We start from the raw sequence: 23,719 nt of genomic DNA, 5'->3' as shown, positions 1-23,719 counted from the left end.
TTAACGGGCACTAACGACAACGGACCCGGTGCGCTCCGTCACACCGGTCCGTGGGTCGGCAGTGCTTACGCCGTCCACTTCTCCCAGGACATGTTCCAGCCGTTGAGACCGTTGTCCGGGTCCACGGTCCGGTCGTCGGAGTGCTTGACGACGACCACGTCACCGACCATCGAGTGGTTGAAGAACCACGCGGCCGGCACGCCGCTGTCGTAGCCGCCGCGCACGTCGCGCAGGCCGACGCAGCCGTGGCTGGCGTTGTAGTTGCCGAACGCGCCGCCGCCCCAGTAGTTGCCGTGGATGAAGGTGCCGGAGGTGGTCAGGCGGATGGCGTGCGGGACGTCCTTGATGTCGTACTCGCCGCCGTAGCCGACCGTTTCGCCGTTCATACGGGTGACCGTGAGCTTCTCGCTCATCACCATCTGGCCGTTCCAGGTGTCGTAGCCGGGTTTGCCGGTGGTGACCGGGATGGTCTTGACGACCTTGCCGTCCTGCATGACCTTCATCGTGTGCTTGGCGGCGTCGACGACCGAGACCTGGTTGCGGCCGATGGTGAAGGAGACGGTCTTGGACTGCTCGCCGTAGACGCCGTCGCGGCCCTCGACACCGTCGAGGCTGAGTTCCACGGTGACCTTGGTGCCTTCCTTCCAGTACTTCTCCGGACGGAAGTCGAGGCGGTCGTTGCCGAACCAGTGACCCTCGACGTCGACGGCCGGCTCCGTCTTGATCCTGATCGCCTTCTCGACGGCGTCGGGGCTGGTGATGCCCCGGGTGAAGCGGATCGAGAAGGGCATTCCGACGCCGACCTTGGAGCCGTCCTCGGGGGTGAAGGTTCCCACGAACGTGTTCTGCGGGGTCAGGGTGGTGAAGCTGGAGTCCTCGGCCGCGGCGCGGCCACCGGAGTCCTTGGCGACCGCGTGCACCGTGTACTTGGTGGACGCGGCCAGATGCGTGGACGGCTTCCAGCTCGCCCCGTCGGCGGCGATCTTCCCGGCTATCTCGGTGCCCTTGGCGTCCTTGACCACGACCTCGGTCAGCTTGCCCTTGGTGGCACCGACCTTGAGAGCGCCGCTGGTGTCGACGGCCTTCGCGCCGTCCTCGGGGGCGATGGAGACGACGGCTTCCGACTGCCCGCTCTGCGCCGTGCCGGAGTCCTTGCCCTTGCCGTTGCCCTCGCCTGCGGACCCGGAATCCGAGCCGCCGCCCCCGCCACACGCGGTCACGGCAAGGAGCAGCACCCCGAGCGTCGGCGCCAGCAGCGTCCTGCCGCTCCGCGCCTTCCTCCGGGTCGTTCGCCCCGGCTCACTCCGGCGCGCGTCAACCGACGCCCCCGATATCGGTCGCACGTTCAAGTCCCTCTCCCCTCGCCGGGCCTGGCCAGGCCCGAGCCCCGGCGCGTCTCCCGCGCGCTCGGCGCATATTAACCACAAGGCCAAGGGCGTCGGGGCCTCATGATTGTCACCGTTCAGTCCCAACTTCAACGGAAAGTAGGAGTAACCCGCCCCCCTGTCGGGTTACTTCACCGCACTGCCCGCCTTCCACTCCTTCCAGCCCATATTCCACCCTCCGAGCCCGTTGTCGGGAGCGACCTTTTTGTCATTGCTGTGGACGACCTCGACGACGTCGCCGACGAGGCTGCGGTCGAAGAACCAGCCCGCGGGCGTGTCCGAGCCGCCGCCCTTCTCGTCCCTGAGCCCGACGCAGCCGTGGCTGACATTGGCGTTTCCGGGGGCGTCCGGCGCCCAGTAGTTGCCGTGCAGGAAGGTGCCGGAGTCGGTCAGGCGCATGGCGTGCGGGACGTCCTTGATGTCGTATTCGCCGCCGAAGCCGACCGTGCGGCTGTTCATACGGGTCACCTCGAGCATCTCGGTGACGACCATCCTGCCGTTGTACGTGGTGGTCTTGGGGGCGCCGGCCGTGATCGGCACGGTGGCGAGCAGAGCGCCGTCGCGCCGCACCTCCATGGTGTGCCTGGCCGCGTCGACCAACGAGACCTGGCTTCGGCCGACGGTGAAGGAGAAGGTCCGGTACTGGAGTCCGTAGATCCCGGGCGCCCCTTCGACGTCCCTCAGGCGCAGGGAGACGGTGACCTTGGTGCCGGGCTTCCAGTACCGCTCGGGGCGGAAGTCGAGGCGGGCCCCGTCGAACCAGTGGGGGCGGATCTCGACGGGCGGCTGCGCGGTCACCCGGACGGCGCGCTCGACCGCGGCGCGGTTCTCGATCTCCCGGTTGAACTCCAGGGACACGATCATTCCGGTGCCGACCGTGGAGCGGTTCTCCGGGGTGACGTAGGCGACGAAGCGTTCGTCGGGGACCTGCGTCGTGAAGGTGGTGTGCCGTGCGGAGCGCCGCCCGTGGCCGTCCAGGGCCACCGCGTCGACCGTGTACTTGGCGGCCATTGCGAGTCCGGCCCCGTCTGGCTCCCAGCGCAGGCCGTCCTCGGAGAGGTGCCCGCGCACCAAGAACTCCTGTGCGTCCTGGTACTTGACCACCTTCACCGACTCCAGGCGCCCGCTGGGCACCTCCACCCGGAGCGTCCGGCGGGGCTGGACGCCCTTGCTGCCGTCGTCCGGTGAGATGCGGATCACGTCCTCGGGTGCCGGGGGTTTGCCGAACAGCCGGTCGAAGCCGCTCGTGCCGTCCGCGGTGCAGCCGGCGGCTCCGGCCAGCAGTCCTGCCCATGTCAGTACGGCGGCCAGTGCTGCCCTCGCGCGCCGTGCGCGCCCTTGTGGATGCCTCACGAGGGGCCCAACGACCGGGCCCGCCCTGGGGAAACGTGAGTGCGACCCAAGGTCTGGGCAGAACAGTGGGGAGGACGACGCGACGGGGAGCCGCGGCGGGGACGCCGTGCGCGCCATTCAGGTCGTCCCACGAGCCGTGGGAGGCTGAACGGTGTCCAGCGCAGCCGAGCAGGAGGCGGTGGCCGAGGGGCGCGCCGCCGAGGACGGGCGCCCTGCCGCCGTCGTGAACGGCGCGCGGCACAAGGCGCCGGGCGTGCCGGTGTGGCCGGGTGGGCCGATGCCGCTGGGCGCCCGTTTCCGGGTCGGCCCGGAGGGGGTGGCGGGCACCAACTTCGCGCTGTGGGCGGGCGGGGCGGAGTCGGTGGAGCTGTGTCTGTTCGACGAGGGCGGCAGGGAGACCCGGGCCCGGCTGACCGAGCTGACGCACGAGATCTGGCACGGCTTCGTGCCGGGCGTGATGCCGGGGCAGCGGTACGGCTATCGGGTGCACGGCCGCTGGGATCCGTGGACCGGTGGCCGCTGGAACCCGGCGAAGTTGTTGCTGGACCCGTACGCACGCGCGGTGGACGGCGACTTCAGCCTGCCGCCGGAGGTGTACGGGCATGTGCGCGACTGGCCTCAGCAACAGGTCGCGGACACCGTGCGCGACGACCGGGACTCGGCGCCGTACGTCCCGAAGGGCGTCGTCGTCCATGACGACGCGCCCGACGACGAGTGGACGGACGACCGCCGGCCGAAGACGCCCTGGGCGGACTCGGTCATCTACGAGCTGCACGTCAGGGGATTCACCAAACTCCATCCCCACATCCCCGAGGAACTCCGGGGCACCTACGCGGGCCTCGCCCACCCGGCGGCGATCGAGCACCTGGTCAAGCTGGGCGTGACGGCCGTGGAACTGCTGCCGGTGCACCAGTTCGCCCACGAGGACCACCTGTTGCGCCGGGGACTGAAGAACTACTGGGGCTACAACTCCATCGGCTACTTCGCCCCGCACGCCGCCTACGCGGCCTCCGGCACCACCGGCCAGCAGGTCGGCGAGTTCAAGCGCATGGTCGGCGCGCTGCACGCGGCCGGGATCGAGGTCATCCTCGACGTGGTCTACAACCACACCGCGGAGGCGGGCGAGCTGGGCCCGACGCTGTCCCTGAAGGGCATCGACAACCGGGGCTACTACCGGTTGCAGTCGGACGCCCGGCGGTACGCGGACTACACGGGCTGCGGGAACACCCTGCACGTCGTCCAGCCGCATGTGCTGCGGCTCATCACGGACTCGCTGCGGTACTGGGTGACGGAGATGGGCGTGGACGGCTTCCGCTTCGACCTGGCCGCGGCGCTGGCCCGCTCCATGCACGACGTCGACATGCTCTCCCCGTTCCTCGCGGTGATCGCGCAGGATCCCGTGCTGCGCCGGGTGAAGCTGATCGCCGAGCCGTGGGACGTGGGCTCCGGGGGCTATCAGGTGGGTGCCTTTCCGCCGCTGTGGACGGAGTGGAACGACCGGTACCGCAACGCGGTACGGGACTTCTGGCGGGGCGCCCTGCCGGACGTGCGGGATCTCGGCTACCGCCTGTCGGGGTCGAGCGACCTGTACGCCTGGGGCGGGCGCAGGCCCTACGCGTCGGTCAACTTCGTCACGGCGCACGACGGTTTCACCCTGCGCGACCTGGTGTCGTACGAGCGCAAGCACAACGAGGCCAACGGCGAGGGCAACCGGGACGGCTCCCATGACAACCGCTCGTGGAACTGCGGAGCCGAGGGCGAGACGGACGATGAGCGGGTACGGGCACTCAGGCGGCGTCAGCTGAGGAACCTGCTGACCACGCTGCTCCTGTCGACGGGCGTGCCGATGCTGGTGGCCGGCGACGAGCTGGGGCGGACGCAGCGCGGCAACAACAACGCGTACTGCCAGGACAACGAGATCAGCTGGCTGGACTGGGGGCTGCTGGAGGAACCGGGCTGGAAGGCCCTGTTCGACCTGACCTCCCGGCTGATCGCGCTGCGCCATCGGCACCCGGTGCTGCGCCGCCGGGCCTTCTTCTCCGGGCGGGCGCACTCGGCGGACGGACTGCGGGACCTGGCCTGGTTCACCGCACGCGGCACGGAGATGACGGAACGGGACTGGTACGCGCCCGCGGCCACGCTCGGCATGTATCTGTCCGGGCGGGACATCCCGGGCCGCGACGAACGGGGCGCGCCCATCCTCGACGACAGCTTCCTCGCCGTCCTGCACGCCGGGGACCGGCCGGCGAGCTTCGTGCTGCCGGGGCCGCCCTGGGCGGAACGGTACGAGGTGGTCGTCGACACCTCGCGCGAGGAGCAGGGGGAGGCGCCGGGTCCGGTTCACCGGGCGGGGGCGGCGATCACGGTGCCGGCCCGGGCGGTGCTGCTGCTCCGGGTGGGCTGAGAGCCGGCACGTCGAGGAGGGCGCGCCGCGCCATCCGTGACTACGGGGGTGACCCCACGTGGCCGGCATTGCGGTGTACGGCAGCCCGGCCGCCCACGTCCTCACCGTGTGGTCGCCGTCTCCGCCGCACCTGCGTCCCTCGGTGGCGGCGGACGTACGACCCCTCGAACACGCAGGTCGTAGGACCAGCGGCCGATGCGGGTCCGGCCAAAACTCGGTGGGCGCCGTCAGCGGCAATCCGTAGGCTCGCCCCTGATGCCCACGACACGTGCAACCGCCGAGGACCAGGCCGGCCGTTCCGCCGTACGCACGCTGCTGCGCCTGTGGCCGTACGTCCGGCCGGTGCGGGTGCGGCTGTTCACCGCGGCGTTCGTCGCGATCGTCGCGTCGTGTCTGGGGCTGGTGATCCCGCTCGTCCTGAAGTGGATGGTGGACGGGCCGGTCGCCGACCGCGATCCGGCGGGCGTCTGGCTGGGCGCGCTGTATCTGCTGCTGCTCGGGTTCGCGGAGGCGCTGCTGTTCGGGCTTCGGCGGTGGCTGGTGGCTCGGCCGCTGTCGCACGTCGAGGCGGAGATGCGGGCGGATCTGTACCGGCATCTGCAGCGGCTGCCGGTCGCCTTCCACGACCGGTGGGCCTCGGGACAGTTGCTGTCCCGCGCCACCACGGACCTGATGCTGCTGCGCATGTTCCTCGCCTTTCCGCTGACGTTCCTGCTGGTCAACGGCGTGACGATCCTCGCCGGTGTGGTCATCATGCTGCTCCAGGACTGGGCACTCGGCCTGGTGATCCTCGGTCCCGCGCTCCCCGTGATCGTCACCTGCGTGATCTTCGAGCGGCGGTACGCCGAGGTGGCGCGGCGCGCGCAGGACCAGGTGGGCGACCTGACGACGGTCGTCGAGGAGAGCGTGCTCGGGATCCGGATCATCAAGGGCTTCGGGCGGCACCGCAGTCAGGCGCGGGCGTTCAGGGAGCTGTCCCGGACGCTGCGGGGGACGGAGCTGCGCAAGGCGCGGCTGCTGGCGACGATCTGGGGCGTCATCGTGACGTTGCCGGAGGCGGCGATCGGGGCTGCGCTGGTGCTGGGGTCGGTACAGGTGGCCGACGGGCAGTTGTCGGCGGGGACGCTGGTGGCGTTCCTGTCTACGGCACTCGCGCTGCGCTGGCCCGTGGACTCGATCGGTTTCCTGCTCGCGATGAGCCAGGAGGCGGCGACGGCCACGGAACGGTACTTCGAGGTGATGGACGCGGAGCCGGAGGAGCCGACGGGTTCCGGCGCGGCCGCGGCCGAGCGGGACGGCGGGCTCCGCTTCCGCGGCGTCACGTTCCGCTACCCCGATGCCCCCGGCGACTCCCCGCCCGTCCTCGACCGCGTAGACCTGCACATCCGGCCCGGCGAGTCGATGGCCCTCGTCGGCGCCACCGGCAGCGGCAAGACCACCCTCACCGCCCTGATCCCCCGCCTGCACGAGGTGACGTCGGGCCGGATCACGCTGGACGGGCAGGACATCACCGCCATGTCCCGCGAGGAGCTGCGCTCCCTGGTCGCCGTCGCCTTCGAGGAACCGACCCTCTTCTCGGCCGGGGTCGGCGACAACGTGCTCATGGGCGCCGGCGCCGACGCGGGCGAGGCGGAGCTGCACCGCGCGCTGGCCGTCGCCCAGGCGGACTTCGCGCACGCTCTTCCGCAGGGCACGGACACCCAGGTCGGCGAGCAGGGACTGAGCCTGTCCGGCGGACAGCGGCAGCGCCTCGCGCTGGCCAGAGCCGTCGTCGGCGGGCCGAGGTTTCTCGTGCTCGACGACCCGCTGTCCGCGCTGGACGTCCACACGGAGGCCGCCGTCGAGGCCGCGCTGCGGGACGTCCTCGCGGACACCACCGCCCTCATCGTGGCGCACCGCCCGTCCACCGTGCTGCTGGCCGACCGCGTGGCCCTGCTCTCCGAGGGCCGCGTCGCCGCCGTGGGCACCCACCACGAACTGCTGCGCACGAACGCCGAGTACGCCCATCTCATGTCCGGCGAGGAGTCCGGGAAGCAGGAGGACGAGCGATGACCGCGCCCACCACGTCCGCCACCGCCCCCGGCGACGAACAGGACCTGCCCCGCCCCCACGGCTCCGCGGGCGGCGACCCCTTCGACCGTGACGTCCTGCCCACTGCCCCGGGCGCCACCGCTGCTCTCCTGCGCTCTCTGCTCGCCCCGATGAAGGCCCGAGTCGCCGTCACCACGCTCCTGCTGCTGCTCCAGCAGGCGGCTGTCCAGGCGGGCCCGCTGCTGGTGGCGTACGCCATCGACAGCGCCGTCCCCGCGTTCCGCCGCGCCGATCGCGGGCCGCTGGTCGCGGTGGGCGTGGCCTACCTGCTGTGCGCGGTGGCCTCCGGGGCGCTGCAGTACGCGTTCATCCTCGCCTCGGCCCGCGTCAACCAGGACGTGCTGCTGGACCTGCGCGGCCGGATCTTCCGTCACGCGCAGGCGCTCAGCATCGACTTCCATGAGCGCTACACCTCGGGCCGGCTCATCTCCCGCTCCACGACGGACGTCGAGTCGCTGCGCGAGCTGCTCGATGAAGGGCTCCAGGAGCTGGTCACGGTCGTCCTGTCCTTCGTCTACATCTCGGCGATGCTGCTCTGGCTGGACCTGGGCCTCGGCGCGGTCGCGGTGGCGTCCTTCGTGCCGCTCCACCTCCTCGTCCGGGTCTACCGGCGGCGCGCGGGGCGGGTGTACCGGCTGCGGTCCACCGCCATCGCCGCCGTCATCGTCAAGTTCGTCGAGACGATGAACGGCATCCGGCCAGTGCGCGCGTTCCGCCGCGAGGCCGTCAACGACGCCGGCTTCCGGGTCCTGAACCGGCGGCACGAGCGGACCAACGGCGACGCGCTCCTCGAGATGGCCCGCTATGTCACGGGCTCCCGGCTGGTCGCCAACACGGCTGTCGCCGTGATCGTGCTGTGGGGGGCCCAGCGGGTGGCGGCCGGCTCGCTGGAGCTGGGCGTGCTGGCGGCCGCGGTGCTGTATCTGCGCCGGCTGTACGACCCCATCGACCGGCTCGGCATGTTCCTGAACTCGTACCATTCGGCGGCGGCCTCGCTGGAGAAGATCGCCGGGCTGCTCGCGCAGACGCCGTCCGTGCCCGAGCCGTCGGCTCCCCGGGAGCTTCCGCCGCTGGAGTCGGAGCACCCCGGCCGCGAGGTCGTCTTCGACGGGGTCCGGTTCGCCTACCGCACCGGCGGCGAGGTCCTGCCCCGCTTCGACCTGACGATCCCGGCCGGGCAGACGGTCGCGGTGGTCGGCTCGACCGGCGCCGGCAAGTCGACGCTGGCCAAGCTGCTCGCCCGGTTCTACGACGCCTCCGACGGCCGGGTCCTCCTCGACGGCGTCGACCTGCGCGAGCTCACCGTGCCCGAACTGCGGCGCGGGGTGGTCATGGTGACGCAGGAGGCGTTCCTGTTCTCCGGCACGGTCGCCGAGAACATCGCGATCGGCCGCCCGGACGCGACCCGGGAGGAGATCGAGCAGGCCGTGAAGGCGATCGGCGCGCACGACTTCGTCAGCGCGCTGCCCGACGGCTACGACACGGACGTACGCAAGCGGGGCGGCCGTATCTCGGCCGGTCAGCGGCAACTCGTGGCCTTCGCCCGGGCGTTGCTCGCCGATCCGGCGGTGCTGATCCTCGACGAGGCGACCAGTTCGCTCGACATCCCGGGCGAACGGGCCGTGCAGCGGGCGATGGCGACGGTGCTGCGCGGACGGACGGCGGTCGTGATCGCGCACCGGCTGTCGACCGTCGAGATCGCCGACCGGGTCCTGGTCATGGAGCACGGGCGGATCGTCGAGGACGGCAGCCCGGACGAACTGATCGCGGGCACGGGCCGGTTCGCGGATCTGCACCGGGCCTGGCGGGACAGCCTGGCGTGAACGACCGGGGGGACAACGGCTCATGATCGACGCCTACGAGGACCCCGGGACGCCCGACTGCCGCGGCGGCACCGGTGTCTGTGACGGCTGGTCGCGTGCCGGCCGGGCGGATCGGCGGCCGGGGCGCTGCCGGGAGCAGCTGGATGGTGCTGCCGGCGGCGACGCCGTACCTGATGGCCCGGGCCAGCGACGACGGCCTTGAGCCCGGCGGCTCCGGGGCGCTGACACGACGCCGGCCCCGTGGCCGCGATGGAGAACGGGCTGCTCACCGAACTCGGCACGCACGAGGAGCTGGTGGCGGCGGGCGGCGCGTACGCGGCGCTGTGCACTCGTGGCACGGGGAGCGGCGGGCCTCCGGCCGAGTCGTCCGCTCACGGCCGTCGACGGCCGCCGACGACCAGCAGAATGGTCCGTATATCGAACATGGACGACCGGACAACGGAAATTTTCCGGCCAATTTTCTGACGCGCTCCTGACAGGAAGTGCGATCTCCTGGCACGCTTCCCACGGCCGCCCCTCAGCAACCCCACGGCTCCACCGCTGGGCCGCGGTCGCACCTTCCTTGCATGTGGTTCCGCGCAACGCCCCGTTCTGCCCGGACTGCCCACCCGCCGTCCGGTCTCCCCTGGCCGCGCGACCCGCGGCCACGCAGAAGGAGTCAGTGTTGAGAAGCAGTTCCTCTCGCAGACGCACCTCCCACACCCCGTACCGCAAGACCGCGGCCGTCGCCCTCGTCGGCGTGTCCGCCCTGATCGCCGCGGCCGTCCAGTCCGGCGCCGCCACCGCCGCCCCGGAGAAGGCACCGTCGGCCACGGGCAAGGTGATACCGGGCTCGGAGTCGGTCAGGCTGTCCCCAGCCCAGCGTGCCGCGCTGATCCGCGACGCCGACGCCGCCAAGGCGGACACCGCCAAGGACTTGGGCCTCGGCGCCAAGGAGAAGCTCGTCGTCCGTGACGTCGTCAAGGACGGCGACGGCACCCTGCACACCCGCTACGAGCGCACCTACGCGGGCCTCCCCGTCCTGGGCGGCGACCTCATCGTGGACACCGCCGAGTCGGGCCGGACCGAGGCCGTCCGCAAGGCCACCCGGGCCGCCATCAAGCCGGCCACCACCACCGCGGCGCTGCCCGCCGCCAAGGCGGAGAAGCAGGCCCTGTCCGCCGCGCGTTCGGCGGGCGCCGAGTCGCCGGACACCGACCGCGCGCCGCGGAAGGTGATCTGGGCGGCGAACGGCACACCGACCCTCGCGTACGAGACGGTCGTCGGCGGCCTCCAGGAGGACGGCACGCCGAACGAGCTGCACGTCGTCACCGACGCCGCCACCGGCAAGAAGCTCTACGCGTACCAGGGCATCGAGACCGGCACCGGCAACACCATGTACAGCGGCACGGTGACGCTGGGCACCACGCAGTCCGGGTCGACGTACAACCTGACCGACGGCGCGCGCGGCGGCCACAAGACGTACAACCTCAACCGCGGCACCTCCGGCACCGGCACGCTCTTCTCGGGCTCCGACGACGTGTGGGGCAACGGCAGCCCCTCGAACTCGGAGACGGCCGGCGCCGACGCGCACTACGGCGCCGCGCTCACCTGGGACTACTACAAGAACGTGCAGGGCCGCAGCGGCATCCGCGGCGACGGCGTCGGCGCGTACTCCCGGGTCCACTACGGCAACGCGTACGTCAACGCCTTCTGGTCCGACAGCTGCTTCTGCATGACCTACGGCGACGGGTCCGGGAACACCCACCCGCTGACCTCGATCGACGTGGCCGGCCACGAGATGACGCACGGCGTCACCTCCAACACCGCGGGCCTCAACTACAGCGGCGAGTCCGGCGGACTGAACGAGGCCACCTCCGACATCTTCGGCACGGCGGTCGAGTTCTACGCCAACAACTCCTCCGACGTCGGTGACTACCTCATCGGCGAGGAGATCGACATCAACGGCGACGGCACCCCGCTGCGCTACATGGACAAGCCCAGCAAGGACGGCTCGTCCAAGGACAGCTGGTACTCCGGCATCGGGTCGATCGACGTGCACTACTCGTCCGGCCCGGCGAACCACTTCTTCTACCTGCTCAGCGAGGGCAGCGGCACCAAGACGATCAACGGTGTCACCTACAACTCGCCCACCTCGGACGGACTTCCGGTGACGGGCATCGGCCGGGACAAGGCGGAGAAGATCTGGTTCCGGGCACTGGCCACGAAGTTCACGTCCACCACCAACTACGCGGGCGCCCGCACCGGCACCCTGGCGGCGGCCGGTGAGCTGTACGGCACCACCTCCGCCGAGTACACGGCGGTGCAGAACGCCTGGGCCGGCGTGGCGGTCGGAGCTCGCCCCGGTGGCGGCGGAGGCGGCACCTCCTTCGAGAACACGGGCGACGTGTCGATTCCGGACAATGGTGCGGCGGTCACGTCGTCGATCACCGTGTCCGGACGGACGGGCAACGCGCCGACGAACCTTCAGGTCGCGGTCGACATCGTGCACACCTGGCGCGGTGACCTGGTCATCGATCTGGTGGCCCCGGACGGGACGGCGTACCGCCTCAAGAGCTTCAGCTCCTCGGACTCGGCGGACAACGTCAACGAGACCTATACGGTCAACGCGTCCTCCGAAGTCGCCAACGGCACCTGGAAGCTGAAGGTCCAGGACCAGGCGGCACAGGACACCGGGTACATCAACAGCTGGAAGCTCACCTTCCCGTAGCCCGCACGGTCAGGGCGCTGGGCCCCGGCAGGGCGCCGCTCCGGAGGTTCGACCTCCCGGGGCGGCGCCCTCTTGTCGCCATGACCGTGCCGGTACCGGTTGCCCGCTTGGCCGGGGCAGTACCGAGGCCGGGTCTGTTTACATTCCGGCAACGTTCACCCGGTAGTCGATTTTGAGCCAACATCACTTCGCAGTCCTGACATGTACGCGACCTGATGACAGTCTTCCCTCACGCCGCTTGAGCAACTTCAGATCGCTCCGCCGGGCAACCCCACGCCCGCCGGACTCCCCCACAAAGGAGCTTGCGTGAGCCCCCTCTACGCGCGTCACAAGCGCACCACTCTGGCCATCGCGACCGCCGTCGCCGCCGGAGCCCTGCTCACCACCGGCCTGACCGCCACCGCCGCCACCGCCCAGGTACCGGCGGACTCCACCGCCAAGGCGGCCGGCCCCGCCGGCGCCCCGGTACAGCTGTCCACGGCCGCGCGCACGTCGCTCATCAAGAAGCAGCAGGCCGACGCGGCCGGCACCGCACAGGAGATAGGCCTCGGCACCAAGGAGAAACTGGTCGTCAAGGACGTCGTCAAGGACGCCGACGGCACCCTCCACACCCGCTACGAGCGCACCTACGCGGGCCTCCCCGTCCTCGGCGGCGACCTGGTCGTCCACCAGCCGGCGGCCGGCGCGACCAGAAGCGTGACCAAGGCGGTCAAGGCGACCATCAAGGTCGCCTCCGTGAAGCCGCAGATCGCCGCGGCCAAGGCGGAGAAGCAGGCGCTGACCGCCGCGAAGGCCGCGGGCTCCGAGAAGACCGCCGCCGACCAGGCCCCGCGCAAGGTCGTCTGGGCGGGCGACGGCAAGCCCACCCTGGCCTACGAGACGATCGTCGGCGGCCTGCAGGACGACGGCACCCCGAACGAGCTGCACGTCGTCACCGACGCCGCCACCGGCAAGAAGCTCTACGAGTACCAGGGCATCGAGACCGGCACCGGCAAGAGCCTCTACTCGGGCACGGTCAGCCTCAACACCTACCTGTCGGGCTCGACTTACCAGCTGTACGACACCACGCGCGGCGGCCACAAGACGTACAACAAGAAGCACACGTCGTCCTCGTCCGCCGGCACCCTGTTCACCGACGCGGACGACACATGGGGCACCGGCGCGGCCTCCAGCTCGACCACCGACCAGACCGCGGCCGTCGACGCCGCCTACGGCGCGGCGACCACCTGGGACTTCTACAAGTCCACCTTCGGGCGCAGCGGCATCAAGAACAACGGTGCGGCGGCCTACTCCCGCGTCCACTACGGCAACGCGTACGTCAACGCGTTCTGGGACGACAGCTGCTTCTGCATGACGTACGGCGACGGCGACGGCAACGTCAACCCGCTCACCTCGCTGGACGTGGCCGGCCACGAGATGAGCCACGGCGTCACCTCCAACACCGCGGGCCTGGAGTACTCGGGCGAGTCCGGCGGACTGAACGAGGCCACCTCGGACATCTTCGGCACGGGCGTGGAGTTCTACGCGGCCAACTCGAACGACGTCGGTGACTACCTCATCGGCGAGGAGATCGACATCAACGGCGACGGCACCCCGCTGCGCTACATGGACAAGCCCAGCAAGGACGGCGGCTCCGCCGACTACTGGTCCTCCAGCGTCGGCAACCTCGACGTGCACTACTCGTCCGGCGTCGCGAACCACTTCTTCTACCTCCTCTCGGAGGGCAGCGGATCGAAGACGATCAACGGGGTCAGCTACAACTCCCCGACGTACAACGGCTCCACGGTCACCGGCATCGGCCGCGCGAAGGCTCTGCAGATCTGGTACAAGGCGCTGACGGCCTACTTCACGTCGACGACCGACTACAAGGCGGCCCGCACGGGCACGCTGAGCGCGGCGGCGGCCCTGTACGGCTCCGGCAGCACCGAGTACAAGGCGGTCGCGGCGGCCTGGTCGGCGGTCAACGTCGGCTGAACGACGGCACGCCGAGTGACCGAGGGCGGTCCGCCGGAACGCACGGTGTTCCGGCGGACCGCCCGCCGCCGGTTGCGGTCATCAGGGCGGAAATCGCGCAACTCGCCTGTCCCGGCGGCGGTCGTTCTGGCACTCTGTCCACCTGACACCGCTGGTGTTTTCTCTCCGCGTCGGCAATGGGGGACATGAATGCCCGAGGAGCTGGAACTGGCCGCTGCCGTAAGACTCGTCCGCGACGAGTTGCTGCGTGCCGCAGCCGCCGGGACGCACGAGGATCTCCGCTTCGAGGTGGGCCCGGTCGGCATGGAGTTCACGGTCGAGCTGCGCAAGGAGGTCGGCGCAAAGACCGGGTTCCAGGCATGGGTCGTATCGGCCGGCGCGGAAGCGAAGGCCGGGCGCACCCGCACCCACAAGGTCTCGCTGACCCTCACCCCGAAACGCGCCGACGGCTCCGCGGTGGAGATCTCCCGGGACGACGAACCCGCTGCCGTGGACGAGGCGGGGTCCCTGTTCGTTCCGCCGCGACCGTCCTGAGCGCTCACTCGGACGAAGGCCGGACGGCATGAACAGAAGTCGGCTGACCGCGGTGCGCACAAGCCTCCAGGGCAAGCACCCTCGCGTCAGTTCGGGTTGTGTGATCGCACCGGGTCTCGTACTGACGGCGGGCCACGCCCTCCAGCCACAGGGAGCCGCCGCCGCCACGGCCCACGTGCATGTGCAGGTGCAGTTCCTCACCGTACGCGGGCTCGTGCCGGCCGCCGTCGCCTGGGACGGCCGCCCGGCCGGTCTCGACGCGGCCGTGCTGCGGATCGACCGGAAACACTGGCCGCATGACATCACGGACTCCCCTGTCCGGTTCGGTCAGTTCGTGACCCTTCGGGCGGGGCAGCCCGCCCAGACGGTGGGTTTCGCCCGGGTGCAGAGCTCCCGGCTCCTGGGACTGGAGACGGCTCAGGTCGCCGGGACGGTCAGCCCCGGCGACCGGATGATCGGCGAACGCTGGGTGCTCAGCGTCGACCGGGCGCCGGAGGAACTGGGCGAGTCCCCGTGGAGCGGGCTGTCCGGATCCGCCCTGTGGTGCGTCGGGATGCTGTGCGGCGTGATCGTCGTGGATTCGGCACACTGGCGGCACGGCAAGCTGGAGGCCGTACCCGCCCACGTGCTGCTGCGGCAACGGGAGCTGTCGAAGCTGCTGGAAACCCACCTCGGTTACGTTCCCGTCGCCGAGGCGGTGGAGCTGGAGCCGCTGTGCGAACCGGCGGTGCCCAGTCGGGCCCCACGGCTGCCTTCGGAGCTGCTGCGGCCGCAGGCCGAGGCGGTGCCCTTCACCGGCCGGGCGGAGGAGCTCAGGGAGTTCCAGGAATGGTCCGCCGAGGGCGAGGGGCTCGCCACCCGGCTGATCACCGGGCCCGGTGGTCAGGGCAAGACCCGCATCGCCCGCGAGCTGTCCGCGCGGATGGCAGCCAAGGGCTGGGTGACCGCGCAGCTGCACGAGTCGGACGCGGCGGGCCGTGCGGAACTGGTACGCGGGTTGCGCGCGCTCACCGAGGTCGACCGGCGGATGCTGCTCGTCATGGACTACGCCGAGACCAGCCCCGAGCTGGTGGGCAACGTTCTGGAGACGCTGGAGGCGCGCGGCGGCCATCATGCGGTGCGTCTCGTGCTCATCGCGCGGAGTGCGGGCGAGTGGTGGCAGCAGCTCCCGGGCGCGACACCCCGCAGCGCGGCCGTCCTCAGCGGGGCCCACCCCGTCGAGCTGCGGGAGCTCGCCACGACGTACGAGGAACGCGAGCGCATGTACCGCGAGGCCGCGACCGCCCTGGCCAGGCGGCTTCCCGGGCTGACCGAGCTGAAGAAGCTGAAGGAGTACGCGTCCGTCGACTGGACCGCCGTCGCGCGTTCCGTCGTGGCTCGGCCGTACCGGGACACGGAGAACGGCTCCGCGCTCCATCTGCACATGCGCGCCCTGCTGGAGCTGCTGAAGTCGGCAGACCGCCAGGTCGGCAACGACCGGACCGACGACCGCACTCAGCCCGGCCTCCACAGGGGCGGGAACAACGGTGCGAACAAGGGCGGGAACCAGGAGGTCCAGGCGGAACTTCTCGCTCACGAACAGCACTACTGGACGCGCACCGCCGGCTCCTGGCCGGAGTTGAAGGGCCTCCGCGACAACGTGCTGGCCGATGCGGTGGCGGTGGCCACCCTGACCCGCGCCTCCGAGCCCGAGCGCGCCCGGGAACTGCTGTCGCTGCTGCCCGGACTGACGGGGGACCGAAGCGGGGCGGCGGCGGAGTGGCTGCACGAGCTGTACCCGCCGCCCGAGGGCTCCTACCTGGGCGCTCTGGAGCCCGACCTGCTCGGCGAGTACCAGGTCGCCTTGCGCGTCCGGGAGAACGACGACCTCCTGGCCCGGCTGCTGCCGCGGCTGCGGGCCCGGGAGGCCGAGCGGGCCCTGACCGTGCTGGCCCGGGCCGCGGCCCAGGACAACCTCCCCTGCCCCGACCTGCCGAAGCGGACGGAGCGGCTGATCGTCGCCCACCCCGCGGCGCTGGCCGTGCCCGCCGTCGTCGTCGCGGGGCGCTCGGAGAACCCCGGCTTCCTGCTGCACGCGCTTCGCCGGCTGGCGGCGCGGCGCGACCTTCCGCCGGACCTGCTGGAGACCCTGCACATGGCGGTGCCGGAACGCAGCCGCCTGCTCGGCGAGCAGGCGCTGCACATCGCGGAGCAACTCGCCCGCGCGCACCGCCGCCGGGCCCGCCTGGCCGGCGGCGACCTGGCACTTGCTCCTCCCCTGGTGCGCGCGGATCTGGCGCGCGCCGAGCACAATCTCGCGGTCCGGCTGAGCTCCGTGCGGCGCTGGCCGGAGGCGGTGGAGTCGAGCGGCCGGGCGGTGCGGCTCTACCGGGCGCTTCTGCGGCACGACTCCGCACGGTATCTGCCGCTGCTCGCCGAGTCCCTGGGGGTGCGCTGGGCCGCCCTTCTGGACCTGGGGCGGTTCCGCGAGGCTCTGGTGGACTGCGTGGAGGCGGTGCGGGTCAATCGGCGGCTGGTGGCGGACCAGGAGTCGGCCGCTCCGTCCTCGGCCGAAGTGCTTCCGCAACACTGGGCCCGGCTCGGCCAGGCCCTGAGCAACCTGTCCGTCGTGCTCGCCTCGCGGGGCCTGACCGCGGAAGCGCTCGTCGCCGGCCGGGAGGCCGTGGACATCCTCGAACAAGTGGTGCACCACCGCCCCACCCGTCAGAATCTGGCCCTTCTCGCCGGAGCGCTGCACAACCTCGCGAACCGCCGCTCTCCGAGCGAGAAGGCCCTGGAGAACGTGACCGAGGCGGTACTGATCCGCCGACGGCTCGCCCAGGCCCATCCGGACGCCTATCTGCCCAGCCTGGTGGAGTCGCTGCACAACCAGGCCCTGGAGATGACACAGCTGGGCCGCTACGCGGCCGGCGCCGTCCAGGTCATCGACGAGTGCCTGCGGGTGACGCTGAAACTGGTGGAGGATCAGCCCACCATCCACCGGCCGCTGCTGGCCCGCGTGTTGCGGACCCGTGCCGGTGTGCTCAGCAGGCGTCAGCGCGAGGAGGCGGTCCGCAGCGCGTTCCGGGCACTGCTCCTGTACCGGCAACTGGCCGAGGAACAGCCCGACGAGTTCGGCAGGACCGTCGAGGTGACATTGCGTGAGGCCGCGGAACTGGCCTGGGACGCCGGGGCCGGAATCCAGTGGTGGGAAGCACTGCATCGGGAGGCCAACCTGCTGGCGGCACCGCGCCGCGACCGTGAGTGGCGGGACGAGTTGCGGCAGACCCGTTGGCCGCGGTGCTGGGCGCGGCTGTGCCAGTGGGCGGGGATCAGGGTGCGGGTGTACCGGAAGACCGGCGCTTCACCGAAGGGCGGTCTGCCGCCGTACCTGACCGGCGGCCCACCGGAGTACCTGCCACTGGAACCGGCCGACCTGCCGCCGGAGGTCCGGGCCGCCAAGCCGAAGAGGCCCAGGAGACTGCCGCGCTTCGGGATGGAGTTGGTGGTGCCGCAGGTCGGCCATGTCTCTTACGTGGACAAGCAGACACGTGATCAGCGGGCGTCCCGCAAGCTCCTGCGGAAGGGCGACGTCATCAAGGTCGACTTCGACCCCGAAACACAGGAACTGGAGATGTCCGAATCGGACGCCTACCCGTTCCTCGATCTCGAGCCGGTGCTGCAGCAGTTGGTGGACGCGCTCTCCCCGCCGGAACCTGACGGCGATCGCTGACCGGCACCGCCCTACTCTTGTTGCCCATGTCCTTCACGTACGACCACGTCGGCGCGACCCGTGAGGCCGGCTTCTGTCCGCCGGGCTTCCACCCCCTGCACGTGCGCACCCGCATCGGCGAGGGCAAGGAGGTCTTCCACCGTGCCGCCGATGCCGTCCTCGCCTGGGAGATGCACCGGGCGATGGGCGTCGGCATCGACGCGAGCGCGGACCGCGCGGCTCTCGACGTGGATGTCACCGTCACCCTGGCCGGCGTGATCAAGGCGCCCTGCCGTGTGGTGTGGACGGTGGAGGAATTCCGCCGCGCCGGGTGGGCGTACGGCACGCTGACCGGACACCCGGAGTGCGGCGAGGAGTCGTTCGTCGTGGACCGCACGGGCGACGGCACGGTCTGGCTGACCGTCTCCGCCTTCAGCCGCGCCGCGAAGTGGTACTCCCGGGCGGGCGGACCGGCAACACGGGGCCTGCAGCAGGCGTACGCGCGTCGGTGCGGGGTCGTGCTGCGGAAGCTGTGCGCCGGGTTGGACTCGCCGTGACCGGCCTCTGGTGCGGCGGTCAGACAGGCGTCGCCCGCGCGTGCTGTCCCGCAGCACGTTACAGGCCCGTTCCCGGGCCGCCCCGAGATCGGCATCGCTGTCCTCGATGCCCAGCGGGCGGCGTACCGGGCTGGTACGGCAGTCGCCAAGGGCGGGCGAAGATCGCGCCCGCCCTGTCTTCGCGGAGGGCTACCGCGCGCCTCAGCGCATCAACACCCCGGCCCCCTCGACCAGTTCCTCCGAAGGCACCGCCACCAGTCCCAGCTCGGCACTGGAAGCCAGCAGTCGGTGGGCGGGCAGGATGCGGACCGTGTAGCCGTACGGACCGGTGCGTTCCAGGGACAGCGGGCCCTCGTACGCCCACCGCCCCTCGTGGTCGGGGCCGCCTGCCGGCTTCAGCGGGACGGTCGCCGCGTCGGCGATGCGGTCCTCGGGGTCGACGGCGCCCGACACCGCCTGGACCTCGACGTCGTCCGGGCCGAGTTCGCCGAGGGCCACGAGCACCCGCAGCGCCAGCGTCGTACCGAGTTCCGCGGTGGCCGTCGCAGCGGACGTCTCGACGTGGTCGACGCTCACCCCGTGCCAGGCCGAACGCACCCGCGCCTTCCAGGCGGCGAGTTCGCGCGCCGAGTCGAAGTCCATCGAGCGGTGGGCGAGGGCGGCCGGCGCGTAGAGCCGCTCGACGTACTCGCGGACCATGCGGCCCGCCAGCACCTTGGGGCCGAGCAGGGAGAGGGTCTGGCGCACCATCTCGATCCAGCGGTCGGGCAGGCCGCCCTGGCCGCGCTCGTAGAAGCGGGGGGTCACCCGCTGTTCCAGCAGGTCGTAGAGGGCGGCGGCCTCGACGTCGTCGCGGTGGTCGGGGTCCGTTCCGACGCCGTCCGCCGTGGGGATCGCCCAGCCGAAGTCCGGCTGGAACCACTCGTCCCACCAGCCGTCCAGGACGGAGAGGTTGAGGCAGCCGTTGAGGGCCGCCTTCATGCCGGACGTCCCGCACGCCTCCAGCGGCCGCAGCGGGTTGTTCAGCCAGATGTCACAGCCCGGGTAGAGCTTCTGCGCCATCGCCATGCCGTAGTCGGGCAGGAAGACGATCCGGTGGCGGACGCGTGGGTCGTCGGCGAACCGAACCAGCTCCTGCACCAGCCGCTTGCCGCCGTCGTCCGCGGGGTGCGCCTTGCCCGCGACGACGATCTGGACCGGCCGCTCCGGGTGCAGCAGCAGGTCCATGAGCCGGTCGCGGTCGCGGAGCATCAGCGTCAGCCGCTTGTACGACGGGACGCGGCGCGCGAATCCGATGGTGAGGACGTCGGGGTCGAGCACACCGTCGATCCAGCCCAGCTCCGCGGTGCCGGCGCCGCGCTGCCGCCAGGAGGCGCGCAGCCGCTCGCGTACCTCCGTCACCAGCTGCTCGCGCAGGCTGCGACGCAGTTCCCAGATGTCCTGGTCGGGGATCTCCGCGACCGAGTCCCAGCGGTCCGAGCCGCCGACGGTCATGGCGTCCTCGGTGCGCTGGGCCCCGATCTGCCGGGCGCCGAGCCGGAAGACCTCCGGCGCGACCCAGGTCGGGGCGTGCACACCGTTCGTCACGGAGGTGATCGGCACCTCGGCCGGGTCGAAGCCCGGCCAAAGGCCCGAGAACATCTCCCGGCTGACCTGGCCGTGCAGGAGGGAGACGCCGTTGGCGCGCTGGCCCAGGCGCAGGCCCATCACGGCCATGTTGAAGAGGTTGGGTTCGCCGTCGGGATAGGTCTCCATGCCCAGGTTCAGGATGTGTCCGACGTCCATGCGCGGGAGTTCGGCGTCGGGGCCGAAGTGGCGGGCGACGAGCTCACGGTCGAAGCGGTCGATACCGGCGGGGACGGGGGTGTGGGTGGTGAAGACGGTCCCGGCGCGGACCGCCTCCAGCCCGGCGTCGAAGTCCAGCCCCTCGTCACACAGCTCGGCGATGCGCTCCAGGCCGAGGAAGCCCGCGTGTCCTTCGTTGGTGTGGAAGACCTCGGGCGCGGGGTGGCCGGTGAGCCGGCAGTAGGTCCGTACGGCGCGCACTCCTCCTATACCGAGCAGCATCTCCTGCAGCAGCCGGTGCTCGCTGCCGCCGCCGTAGAGCCGGTCGGTCACCCCGCGTTCGCCGAGGTCGTTCTCCTCGACGTCCGAGTCCAGCATCAGCAGCGGAACGCGGCCGACCTGGGCCAGCCACACGCGGGCGTGCAGCGCCCTGCCGCCGGGCAGGGCGAGGGAGACCTGCGCCGGGGTGCCGTCGGGCTCCTTCAGCAGGGCCACCGGCAGCTCGTTGGGGTCGAGGACCGGATAGTGCTCCTGCTGCCAGCCGTCCCGGGACAGGGTCTGGCGGAAGTAGCCGTGGCGGTACAGGAGCCCCACGCCGATCAGCGGTACGCCGAGGTCGCTGGCCGCCTTGAGATGGTCGCCGGCGAGGATGCCGAGGCCGCCGGAGTACTGGGGCAGGGCGGCCGTGATGCCGAACTCGGGCGAGAAGTAGGCGACGGCGGCGGGCAGCCCGGCGCGCTGGTCCTGGTACCAGCGGTCGCCGGTCACATAGTCCTTCAGGTCGTCGACGACCGCGGTGAGGCGGCGCAGGAAGCGGCGGTCCTCGGCCAGCTCCGCGAGCCGCCCGGGCGGCACGCTGCCCAGGAGGCGCACGGGATCGGCCTCGGAGGCGGCCCAGCGCTCGGGGTCGACGGACTGGAAGAGGTCACGGGTCTCCGCGTGCCAGGACCAGCGCAGATTCCGGGCCAGGTCACTGAGCGGCCTGAGGGGTTCGGGGAGAACAGGACGGACGGTGAATCGACGGATCGCCTTCACTTGCCACCTCTCCAGGCGTGCGGAAGAGGACGCACCGCGCTGTGCGTCTCGTCGTCACCTTCGACGGTATCGGTGTGCGGGCTCGTGAACCATGGCGCGTTTTGCGGGTGTCGATGCGGTGTCGACCGGCGACTACTGATCCGATATGGCCGATTCCACCCCGTACGCGTTCTTGTGAATGCTTCACACCGCACGAGAGGCTGCCCAGTGGCGTAGCGGCCGCGCCTGGTGCACCGGGAGCTGCGACCCGCGTACGCCGAGTCGAGGAGGGGAACTCACACCATGGCACGGACGCGAACACGGCGTCTGCGCCGGGCGGGGGGCCTGACCGCGGTGGTGTGTGCCGCGGCGCTTTCGGTCATCACCCTGCCCGCGCAGGCCGCACCGGAGGGGCGGGTACTCGGCGCCGGACTGCCCGGCTCCGTCAGCGGAAGTTACCTGGTGACTCTCAAGGGGGGAACGAGGGCTCCGTCGGCGGCCGGTAAGAGCCTCGCCGAGAGGTACGGGGCAAGAATCAGCCACACTTACGGCACGGTGCTCAACGGCTACGCCGTCAGAGCCGACGAGCGACAGGCGAAGCTGCTCGCGGCGGACTCCCGGGTCGCCTCCGTCGTCCAGGACACCCGCGTGACCCTCGACCACACGCAGAAGAACCCGCCGTCCTGGGGCCTGGACCGGGTCGACCAACCGAGCCTGCCGATGAACGGCAGGTACACCTGGCCGGAGTCCGGGGGCGCCGGGGTCACGGTGTACGTGATCGACACCGGGGTCCGGATCACCCACAAGGACTTCGGCGGCCGGGCGAGCCACGGCTGGGACTTCGTCGGCGACGACAGGTCGGCGGGGGACGGCAACGGCCACGGCACGCATGTCGCCGGCACCGTGGCGGGCACGAAGTACGGCGCCGCCAAGAAGGCGAGGGTCGTGTCCGTACGCGTCCTCGACAACGCCGGCGCGGGCACGACCGCGCAGGTCATCGCGGGCATCGACTGGGTCACCAGGCACGCGCGGAAGCCCGCGGTCGCCAACCTCAGCCTGGGCGGCTTCCACAACGCCCAGTTGGACGCCGCGGTGCGCGGCTCCATCGCGTCCGGCGTCACGTACACCGTCGCGGCGGGCAACGACGGCACGGCGGCCGCCCTCTACTCGCCCGCGGACGTGCAGGAGGCGATCACCGTCGGCGCCACCGGCAGGAAGGACGCCAGAGCAGCCTTCTCCAACTTCGGCTCCGCCCTCGATCTGTTCGCGCCGGGCGTCGCCATCACGTCGGCGTCCTACGCGAGCGACACCGGCCGGGTGACCTACTCCGGTACGTCGATGGCGGCGCCGCACGCGGCGGGCGCGGCCGCGCTCTACCTGGCCGGCCATCCGCAGCGACACCCGCCCGGGTTTCCCGGGCGCTCGTCGCCGAGGCCGTATCCGGCAAGGTGTCCGGCCAGGGGCTCGGATCACCGAACAAACTTCTGCAGGTAGCGGGCCTGTCATGACAAAGTGCGAGATCGGCCCTGTTCCTCCTGAACGGGGCCGGTCTTGTGTGCAGACATACGCGTGAGTAGTTAACAAAGTGCCGGATTGCCCACCCGAATAGGGTGGGAAGGTTCCCCCGTACACCTCTCAGGTACTTCACAGCAGCATCAAGCAGGACCCACCTCCCCACAGCCATCCGCCCACCCACGTTGACGCGGACAGGAGCGGTCATGCCCGCCACGCACCACTCGTCAGCACCCCCGACATCCAGTACCGAAGCGCCTCCCGTGCGCGAGGTCCACCCCGGCCGGCCGGCCCCGGAGCCACCCTCCGCGGGCGACACCGCAGGCATCGGGCGCATACCCGTCCTCGATGTCCGGCCGGTCGTCCACCACGGGCGAAGGCCGGCCAAGGCGGTCACCGGCGAGACGTTCGAGATCTCGGCCACCGTGTTCCGCGAGGGACACGACGCCGTCGCCGCCAACGTCGTACTGAAGGATCCGAAGGGCCGGACCGGCCCGTGGACCCCGATGCGGGAACTGGCCCCCGGCACCGACCGCTGGGGAGCCACCGTCACCGTCGGCGAACCCGGCCGCTGGACGTATGCCGTGGAGGCCTGGGGCGACCCGGTCACCACCTGGCGGCACCACGCCGAGATCAAGATCCCGGCGGGAATGGACACGGAGCTCGTCCTGGAGGAGGGCGCGCGGCTGTACGAACGGGCGGCCGCGGGCGTCCCCGGGAACGGGCGCGCGCGGGAGGTGCTCAGCTCCGCCGTCGACGCCCTGCGGGACGAGACCCGCCCGGCGGCGGCGCGCCTTGCGGCGGCGTTGACGCCGGAGGTGGACGCGGTGCTGGCCCGGTATCCGCTGCGGGAGCTGGTCACCGCGTCGCCGACGCTTGAGCTGCT

The 23,719-nt window shown here is 71.2% G+C and carries 12 protein-coding genes and 2 pseudogenes; 11 read left to right on the top strand and 3 right to left on the bottom strand.

Going from position 1 to position 23,719, the window contains the following annotated elements:
• Window positions 1–65 precede the first annotated feature (65 nt).
• Both ACZ562_RS29395 and ACZ562_RS29390 read right to left on the bottom strand, forming a co-directional pair.
• Complete coding sequence (locus tag ACZ562_RS29395; protein ID WP_471185148.1) at window positions 66–1,349, bottom strand: L,D-transpeptidase; 1,284 nt, start codon at window positions 1,347–1,349, stop codon at window positions 66–68.
• Window positions 1,350–1,511: 162 nt separating this feature from the next.
• Complete coding sequence (locus ACZ562_RS29390; protein WP_471185146.1) at window positions 1,512–2,738, bottom strand: L,D-transpeptidase; 1,227 nt, start codon at window positions 2,736–2,738, stop codon at window positions 1,512–1,514.
• Between the two features lie 151 nt (window positions 2,739–2,889).
• Here ACZ562_RS29390 and glgX point away from each other — a divergent pair, with 151 nt between their 5' ends.
• The 9 genes and pseudogenes from glgX (at window position 2,890) to ACZ562_RS29345 (ending at window position 18,522) form a co-directional block, all read left to right on the top strand.
• The gene (glgX, locus tag ACZ562_RS29385; protein WP_471185144.1) at window positions 2,890–5,142 is read left to right on the top strand and encodes a glycogen debranching protein GlgX; all 2,253 of its coding nucleotides are present in this window, start codon (window positions 2,890–2,892) and stop codon (window positions 5,140–5,142) included.
• A 255-nt stretch (window positions 5,143–5,397) separates the two neighbouring features.
• Complete coding sequence (locus tag ACZ562_RS29380) at window positions 5,398–7,194, top strand: ABC transporter ATP-binding protein (protein ID WP_471185141.1); 1,797 nt, start codon at window positions 5,398–5,400, stop codon at window positions 7,192–7,194.
• Window positions 7,191–9,056, top strand: a complete 1,866-nt coding sequence (locus ACZ562_RS29375) for an ABC transporter ATP-binding protein (RefSeq protein ID WP_471185139.1) — start codon at window positions 7,191–7,193, stop codon at window positions 9,054–9,056. Before ACZ562_RS29380 ends, ACZ562_RS29375 begins: the two co-directional genes overlap by 4 nt.
• A gap of 22 nt (window positions 9,057–9,078) precedes the next feature.
• A pseudogene (locus ACZ562_RS29370) lies at window positions 9,079–9,280 on the top strand (ABC transporter ATP-binding protein); the annotation flags it as partial.
• Between the two features lie 440 nt (window positions 9,281–9,720).
• The gene (locus ACZ562_RS29365; RefSeq protein ID WP_471185137.1) at window positions 9,721–11,766 is read left to right on the top strand and encodes a M4 family metallopeptidase; all 2,046 of its coding nucleotides are present in this window, start codon (window positions 9,721–9,723) and stop codon (window positions 11,764–11,766) included.
• A 306-nt stretch (window positions 11,767–12,072) separates the two neighbouring features.
• Entirely contained in the window at window positions 12,073–13,740 is a 1,668-nt protein-coding gene (locus tag ACZ562_RS29360) for a M4 family metallopeptidase (RefSeq protein ID WP_471185134.1), read from the top strand.
• A 189-nt stretch (window positions 13,741–13,929) separates the two neighbouring features.
• A complete protein-coding gene (locus ACZ562_RS29355; RefSeq protein ID WP_471185132.1) occupies window positions 13,930–14,274 on the top strand; it encodes a trypco2 family protein in 345 nt (114 codons plus the stop codon).
• A gap of 28 nt (window positions 14,275–14,302) precedes the next feature.
• A complete protein-coding gene (locus ACZ562_RS29350) occupies window positions 14,303–17,986 on the top strand; it encodes a hypothetical protein (protein WP_471185129.1) in 3,684 nt (1,227 codons plus the stop codon).
• Between the two features lie 26 nt (window positions 17,987–18,012).
• Complete coding sequence (locus tag ACZ562_RS29345; protein WP_471185127.1) at window positions 18,013–18,522, top strand: DUF1990 domain-containing protein; 510 nt, start codon at window positions 18,013–18,015, stop codon at window positions 18,520–18,522.
• 201 nt (window positions 18,523–18,723) lie between these two features.
• Here the strand turns inward: ACZ562_RS29345 and ACZ562_RS29340 are convergent, their stop codons facing one another.
• The gene (locus ACZ562_RS29340) at window positions 18,724–21,342 is read right to left on the bottom strand and encodes a glycosyltransferase family 1 protein (protein ID WP_471185125.1); all 2,619 of its coding nucleotides are present in this window, start codon (window positions 21,340–21,342) and stop codon (window positions 18,724–18,726) included.
• A gap of 282 nt (window positions 21,343–21,624) precedes the next feature.
• On the opposite strand from ACZ562_RS29340, the pseudogene ACZ562_RS29335 reads away from it, so the two are divergent.
• Window positions 21,625–22,829, top strand: a pseudogene (locus ACZ562_RS29335) (S8 family peptidase).
• A gap of 210 nt (window positions 22,830–23,039) precedes the next feature.
• A partial coding sequence (locus tag ACZ562_RS29330) for a maltotransferase domain-containing protein (protein WP_471185123.1) occupies window positions 23,040–23,719 on the top strand: 680 nt, incomplete at its 3' end.

It is taken from the genome of Streptomyces sp. NPDC040410 (assembly GCF_055595715.1).
Note: the sequence above shows the minus strand (reverse complement) of the source record. Positions and strands in the feature narration are given on the sequence as shown.

What these genes read in the sequence shown, in the direction of transcription:
- ACZ562_RS29380 (WP_471185141.1), top strand. Translation starts at nt 5,398, where the DNA reads ATGCCCACGACACGTGCAACCGCCGAGGACCAGGCCGGCCGTTCCGCC.
- ACZ562_RS29375 (WP_471185139.1), top strand. Translation starts at nt 7,191, where the DNA reads ATGACCGCGCCCACCACGTCCGCCACCGCCCCCGGCGACGAACAGGAC.
- ACZ562_RS29355 (WP_471185132.1), top strand. Translation starts at nt 13,930, where the DNA reads ATGCCCGAGGAGCTGGAACTGGCCGCTGCCGTAAGACTCGTCCGCGAC.
- ACZ562_RS29350 (WP_471185129.1), top strand. Translation starts at nt 14,303, where the DNA reads ATGAACAGAAGTCGGCTGACCGCGGTGCGCACAAGCCTCCAGGGCAAG.
- ACZ562_RS29345 (WP_471185127.1), top strand. Translation starts at nt 18,013, where the DNA reads ATGTCCTTCACGTACGACCACGTCGGCGCGACCCGTGAGGCCGGCTTC.